The following is a 6,488-nucleotide window of genomic DNA, read 5'->3' as shown; positions in this document are numbered from 1 at the left end:
GAGGTGGTGGGCGAGGCGTCCGACGGGCGCGAGGCGCTGGGAGTCATCCGCAGCACGCGTCCGGACGTCGTGCTGATGGACATCCGCATGCCGGTGATGGACGGGCTGACGGCGACCGCCCAGCTGCTGGTCGATCCGGTCTTCGACGGGGCGCCGCCGCGCATCGTGATGCTCACGACCTTCGACCTCGACGAGGCGGCCGCCCGCGCGATCCGGCAGGGGGCGAGCGGATTCCTGCTGAAGGATGCCGACCCCGAGTTCCTGCTCGCGGCCATCCGCACAGTGCACGCCGGCTCCGCCGTCATCGCCGCCGCCGCCACCCAGCAGCTGTTCACGCATTTCGCCGAGCCCGCCCGCGCGGTGCCGCCGCAATTCGCCTCTCTCACCGACCGCGAGAAGGAGATCTTCGCGCTCGCCGCCCGCGGGCTCAGCAACGCCGAGATCGCCGGTCGGGAGTTCCTCTCCGAGGCGACGGTGAAGACCCACATCAGTCGCATCCTCGCGAAGCTGGGCCTGCGGGACCGCGTGCAGCTGGTGGTCTTCGCGTTCGAGCACGGCCTGGCCTGACCGCGTTCGCGCCGGTGCGGCCCGCGGTCGCAGTGTTCGCGATCCTGCCATCGAGCCACAAAGTCCTTGTCTACACAGACAACTTTGCGGTACAAAGTATCCATGGCAACTGCAGCTCGACCACCGTCCGCCGACGATCAGCCGCTCTCCGCGCCCGAGATGCTCGCCCTGCTGGACGACCAGCAGCGCAGCGTCGAATCGCAGATGGCCGCCTTCGTGCCGGTGATCGTCGGGGCGTGGGGCGTCGCGTGGGTCGCGGGCTTCGGCGCACTGTGGCTGATCGACGGGCTCGCTCCGGCCTTCTCCCTCCCGGCGCCGGTGGCGGTGACCATCTTCGTCGCGCTGCTCGGCGCCGCCATCGCTCTGTCGACCGTCCTCGGCATCCGCTCCGGCAGGGGCGTTCGAGGCACCAGCGGCGACGCATTCACGGGCGCGGCGTATGGCGCGACGTGGATGATCGGCAGCCTGGCCGTCGCCGGCCTCGGACAGGGCCTGATCGCGAACGGCATGAGCAGCGCGCTGGCGGGTCTGTACTATCCGGCGGCCTTCGTGATCTTCAGCGGGGTGATGTACATGCTCTCCGCCGCCATCTGGCGGGCCGCGCCGATGCTGCTGCTCGGCGTGTGGATGCTCGTCGTCGGTGTGGCGGCCCCGTTCTTCGGCGCTCCCACCCACTACCTCGTGCTCGCCCTGGCAGGCGGCGGAGGACTGCTGCTCCTCTCCGCAGCATCCTTCGTGCACCTGGCCGGACTGCGGCGCAGGGTGACGCGGGCGGTGCGCAATGGATGAGCTCGATCCGGTCATCCATGCCCAGGCGCGGCTGCGCATCATGGCGGCCCTGGCCACCCTCACGCCCGACGACCAGATCTCGTTCCCTCGGCTGCAGGGTCTGCTCGAGATGACCGCGGGCAACCTGTCGACGCACCTGCGCAGGCTCGAAGAAGCCGAGTACGTCGTCATGGAGAAGACCCACAAGGGTCGCACTCCTGTCACCTATGTGGCGCTCTCGCGTCGAGGCCGTCGCGCCTTCGAGGACTACACCGACGCCCTCCGCGCCCTCCTCGGAGCACCGTCATGACCGCGCCCCTCGCCTCGTTCGACCGCGTCACGCGGCGCTACGGCGACCTGGTCGCCGTCGACGACGTCACCCTCGACATCCACCCCGGTCAGATCGTCGGGCTCCTCGGGCCGAACGGTGCCGGCAAGTCCACCCTCCTCGCAATGCTCCAAGGGCTCCGCCGGCCCACGGCAGGAACCGTCAGGCTCCGCGGTGGCGACCCTCGCGACCAGCGCCACAGGCAGAGGCTCGGCTCCACCCCTCAGGAGACGGCCCTGCCGGAGGCGCTGCGGGTGGGTGAGGTCATCGACTTCGTGGGCGGGCACTTCGCCCAGCGGGTGCCCACCGCGCAGCTGGCCGAGCAGTTCGGCCTCGCCGACCTGCTGCGGCGGCAGACGGGATCCCTGTCCGGCGGGCAGAAGCGGCGGGTCAGTGTCGCGCTCGCCTTCGTCGGCGCGCCCGACCTCGTGCTGTTGGACGAGCCCACCACCGGGCTCGACGTCGACGGCCGGCGGGCGCTGTGGGAGGCGATCCGCGCCCAGCACGCCGCGGGGGTGACGGTCGTCGTGACCAGTCATTACCTCGAGGAGATCGAGGCGCTCGCCGAGCGCGTCGTGGTCGTCGGGCAGGGGCGCATCCTCGCCGACGACGTCCTGTCCGCCGTGCTGCGCCGTGTGGGGCGCGCCCGCGTGCGGCTGCGGACGACCGATGCCGCCGCGGTGGCGGCACTGGAGCCCACCGCGCATCACGACCACGACGACGACGCCCATGTCTTCACCACAGCGGACGCGGACGGCTTCGTGCGGGCGCTCGTGCGCAGCGGCACCCCATTCCACGACCTGACCGTCCGTGGTGCCACCCTCGAAGAGGCGTTCCTGTCCTTGACCTCACCCGACGATGGAGCGACCCGATCATGACGGACACCACGCTGCGCCCGCCTGGACTGGCGCGCATCACCGCGCTGCACGCGAAGTACTCGATCATCGAGACCATCCGCATACCGATCGCCCTGATCGGATCGCTCGTGTTCCCCGCCCTCGCGCTGCTGTTCTTCGTCGTGCCCAACCGCGTGGTCGCCGACGACCCGGTGATGGCCACGCAGGCGGTGATCTCGCTGTCGGTGTTCGCCGTCATGACCAACGGGCTGTTCAGCTTCGGGCTGACCATCGCCGAGAACCGCGAGAAGCCCTGGGACCCGTATCTGCGCACCCTCCCCGCCAGCGGGCTGGCGCGCGTGCTCGCGCAGATCTGCTCCACGGGTGCACTGGGACTGGTCGCGATCCTCCCGGTCATCGTGGTCGGCGCACTCGCGACCGCGGCGACGGCGTCGCCGGTGCGTCTTCTCGCCGGGTTCGCCGCCCTCGCCCTCACCGCGCTGCCGTTCATGCTGCTCGGCACCGTGATCGGCTACACGATGCCGATGAAGGCTGCGATCGCGGTGGTGCAGATCGCGATGTTCGGCTTCGCCTTCGGGGGCGGGCTGTTCCTGCCGCCCGTGCTGTTCGCGGACTGGCTGGACTCGCTGTCGATGTGGTTCCCCTCGCGCCACGCGCGGGAGGTCGTGATCTGGGCGGTGCAGGGTGGAGACCTGCCCTGGTGGGCAGCTGTCGGTGCGATCGCGTGGACTCTTGTGCTGCTCGTGTTGGCGCTGGTCGTCTTCCGCCGTGACGAAGGGCGACGGTTCCGCTGATCGCCGGTCCGCGTGGATCATCCTCGCGATGTACGCCGCGGCAGTCTTGCGGCCGACGCGGCAACCGGGGGTGCGTCCGTAGCGTCGATGGCATGGAGATCACCACGACAGACCTGGGGCTCGCCGCCCGAGTGCAGGGCCTCACCAAGACCTACGGCCAGGGGGGAACCGCGGTGCGCGCCCTCGACGGCGTGAGCGTCGGCATCCGCCGGGGCGAGTTCACCGCGATCATGGGGCCGAGCGGGTCGGGCAAGTCCACGCTCATGCACATCATGGCGGGGCTGGATGCCGCGACCGCCGGCCGCGCCTGGATCGGCGACACCGAGATCACCGGGCTCAGCGACCTGGAGCTGACGGTGCTGCGCCGTCGCCGCGTCGGGTTCGTCTTCCAGTCGTTCAACCTGGTGCCCACCCTCGACGCCATCGGCAACATCCTGCTGCCCTTCGACCTCGACGGCCGCAAGCCGAGCGCCATCGAGCGGGCACGCATCGACGGCCTCGTCGAGACGCTCGGGCTCGGGGCCCGCCTCGGCCACCGCCCGCACGAGCTCTCGGGCGGTCAGCAGCAGCGCGTGGCGATCGCGCGGGCGCTCGCCACCGCGCCCGACCTCGTCTTCGCCGATGAGCCCACCGGCAACCTCGACTCGCGCAGCGGCCGCGAGGTGCTGGCGCTCCTGGCCACGGCCGCCCGCTCGCACGGTCAGTCGATCGCCATGGTGACGCACGACCCTGTCGCAGCCTCCCACGCCGACCGCGTGCTGCACCTGGCGGACGGCCGCATCGTCGCCGACAAGCCCCGGCAGAGCGCAGAGGAGATCTCGGCCTTCATGCTGGCCGCCGAGCTCGGCGGCGCCGGTGCGGATGCCGACGCGGATGCCGGGGTGCGGGCATGACCGCGGTCGTCGCCGAGCCCGGCGCGGGCGGCGGGGTCGCCGACCGCGCGGCGGGGCGCGGCTCCGGGGCCGCGTCGAGGCCGGCATCCGGTCGCCTGGCCTGGCTGCGCGAGCGGGGCATGGGCGCCACTGTGCTGGTCGCGGCGATCTCGGCCGCGTTCGGCGTCGCACTGCTGACGGCCACCGGCTACCTCGCCGCGGTGCTGCGGTCAGACCCCTACTTCGGCGACTCCGAGACACTGGCGATCGTCATCGGCATTCTGAGTGTGCTGCTGGTGGCGGTGGCGGTGTACGTAGGCGCGATGGTCACCGCCAACACGTTCGCGACGATCGTGGCGGGGCGCACCCGCACGATTGCGCTGATGCGGCTGATCGGCGCCTCGGCACGCGCGCAGCGTGCCGAAGTGGCCGGGCAGGGTCTCGTCGTCGGGGCGCTCGGCGCGTTCCTCGGACTCGCACTCGGGACGGGCGCGTGCATCGCGGCAGTGCCGGTGCTGGACCGGCTGGTCGGCATCGACAGCGGCTACGTCGTCGCGCAGCCGGTGCTGCTGCTGCCGACGCTCGCGGTGGCGCTGACCACCTGGGCGGCGGCGTGGGCGGGGTCCCGCCGTGTGCTCGCGGTCACGCCGCTGCAGGCGCTGGGCGGATCGGTCGAGGCGACGCGCGAGCAGGTCGCACGCCGGCGCGGCCGCACCGCCGTCGCGCTGGCCCTGCTGGGCCTCGGCATGGCGCTGCTCGCGCTGGGCGTGGCCGCCGGGTTCATCACACCGCTGGGCGTCGTGATCGCGTTCTTCGGCGGTCTGCTGTCGTTCACCGGGCTGACCCTCGCCGCACCCGTGGTCATGCCGCCGCTCCTGCGGCTGACCGCCCGCGCATTCGGGCGCTCCGTGCCCGCGAGGCTCGCCGCCGAGAATGCGCTCCGCTACCCGGAGCGGTCCAGCCGCATGGCGATCGGGGTCGTGATGGGCGTCGCCCTCGTGACGATGTTCGCGGTCGCGGCCGAATCCGTGAAGGTGCTGGTGGCGGCCTCGGCCGGCGGCGAGGTCGACCCGATGTTCGCGGGGATGATGGATTCGTTCGCGGGGGTGATGATGGCGTTGGTCGGAGTGAGCGCCGTGATCGCGGCGGTGGGCCTGGTGAACCTGCTGACCATCGGGGTCGTGCAGCGGCGGCGCGAGCTGGGGCTGCTGCGGGCCCTCGGCCTCAGCGCCGCCCAGGTGCGGCGCATGGTGCTGCTCGAGGCGGCGCACGTGACGGTGACGGCGCTGGCTTTCGGGCTCGTGCTCGGGATCGCCTACGGATGGGTGGGTGCGCAGTCGCTGCTGGGCTCGGTGCGAATCCCGCCCGACTGGTCGGCGCCGACATTCATCGCCCCTGCGGTGCCGCTGCTGCCGGTGCTCGTGGTGGTGGCCGCGACCGCGGTGCTGACGCTCGTTGCCGCCGTGGTGCCCACGCGCCTGGCCACCCGCGTGGCGCCGGTCGCCGCCCTCGCGGAGTAAGGCGTCAGGCCTCGGGGGCGGCCGCCTCGGGGGCGGGAGCCTCGGCCGCGGGCGGGTCGAAGGCCCACGTGCGCGCCAGCGTGCGCAGGCGGGCCGCCCGCCACTGCCAGACGCTCCAGAGCACCGGCCAGAGCGCGGGAGCGGCCGCCCCGCCGATCACCAGGCGCTCGCGCCACAGGGTGCGGTCGGGGTCGCCGGGTGCGGGCGAGACGGCCATCTGGTGGTCCCAGACATCCAGGGCCGACAGGGGTCCGGTGAGGGGGATGCCGCTGTCGCGCAGGATCCGCACCTCGCCGCGGGAATCCTCGGTGCGGCGGTCGCTGACGTGGATGAGCTGCTGCCCGAGGCCGACCCCGGCCGTGCGCAGCTGCACCGGCACGTCGGCTCCGGGCTCCAGCCGGGTCGGCAGGCCCGCGGCATCCATCGGGGTCATCTCGAGGAACGGACCGTAGAGCTCGGCAACAGCCCGGGGGGAGTGCAGCGCCCGCCAGGCGGCGTCGGCGTCGCAGTCCAGAACCAGCTTCAACAGGATGCGCATTCGGGTAGTCTTCCATCAGACGTTGTGGGAGCGCTCCCACGCCACGATGCGATCCTGAGGACACCGATGCCCACTAATCCCGCCACCGAGTCCGGCGACCGCTCCCACGCGCAGCCCCCCGTCGAGTCGGTCGCCCAGATCTCGGCGCTGCTGCTGGACACCGATCCCACGCTCGATCCCGAACTCGCCCGCGTGGCCCGCCAGGCCGCGGCCGAGGGTGCCGTGCTGCTGCGCAACGACGGCG

At 72.3% G+C, this 6,488-nt stretch carries 8 protein-coding genes; 7 read left to right on the top strand and 1 reads right to left on the bottom strand.

Going from position 1 to position 6,488, the window contains the following annotated elements; all coding sequences use genetic code 11:
* From NQ160_RS16185 to NQ160_RS16155, 7 genes are all read left to right on the top strand, one after another.
* A partial coding sequence (locus NQ160_RS16185; protein WP_257516197.1) for a response regulator occupies positions 1-567 on the top strand: 567 nt, incomplete at its 5' end.
* A gap of 102 nt (positions 568-669) precedes the next feature.
* Positions 670-1,356, top strand: coding sequence for a hypothetical protein (locus tag NQ160_RS16180; protein ID WP_257516196.1), 687 nt, complete (start codon positions 670-672; stop codon positions 1,354-1,356).
* Complete coding sequence (locus NQ160_RS16175; protein WP_257516195.1) at positions 1,349-1,645, top strand: transcriptional regulator; 297 nt, start codon at positions 1,349-1,351, stop codon at positions 1,643-1,645. The genes NQ160_RS16180 and NQ160_RS16175 overlap by 8 nt, the downstream gene beginning before the upstream one ends.
* A complete protein-coding gene (locus NQ160_RS16170; RefSeq protein WP_257516194.1) occupies positions 1,642-2,541 on the top strand; it encodes an ABC transporter ATP-binding protein in 900 nt (299 codons plus the stop codon). The genes NQ160_RS16175 and NQ160_RS16170 overlap by 4 nt, the downstream gene beginning before the upstream one ends.
* The gene (locus tag NQ160_RS16165; RefSeq protein ID WP_257516193.1) at positions 2,538-3,314 is read left to right on the top strand and encodes an ABC transporter permease; all 777 of its coding nucleotides are present in this window, start codon (positions 2,538-2,540) and stop codon (positions 3,312-3,314) included. The genes NQ160_RS16170 and NQ160_RS16165 overlap by 4 nt, the downstream gene beginning before the upstream one ends.
* Before the next feature lie 92 nt (positions 3,315-3,406).
* Positions 3,407-4,207, top strand: a complete 801-nt coding sequence (locus NQ160_RS16160) for an ABC transporter ATP-binding protein (protein ID WP_257516192.1) — start codon at positions 3,407-3,409, stop codon at positions 4,205-4,207.
* Entirely contained in the window at positions 4,204-5,706 is a 1,503-nt protein-coding gene (locus NQ160_RS16155; RefSeq protein ID WP_257516191.1) for an ABC transporter permease, read from the top strand. The genes NQ160_RS16160 and NQ160_RS16155 overlap by 4 nt, the downstream gene beginning before the upstream one ends.
* A 4-nt stretch (positions 5,707-5,710) precedes the next feature.
* On the opposite strand, the gene NQ160_RS16150 is transcribed toward NQ160_RS16155, so the two are convergent.
* Complete coding sequence (locus NQ160_RS16150) at positions 5,711-6,244, bottom strand: hypothetical protein (protein WP_257516190.1); 534 nt, start codon at positions 6,242-6,244, stop codon at positions 5,711-5,713.
* Between the last annotated feature and the right edge of the window lie 244 nt (positions 6,245-6,488).

Source organism: Microbacterium sp. zg.Y909 (assembly GCF_024626565.1).
This window is presented reverse-complemented; position numbering and strand designations above follow the sequence as displayed.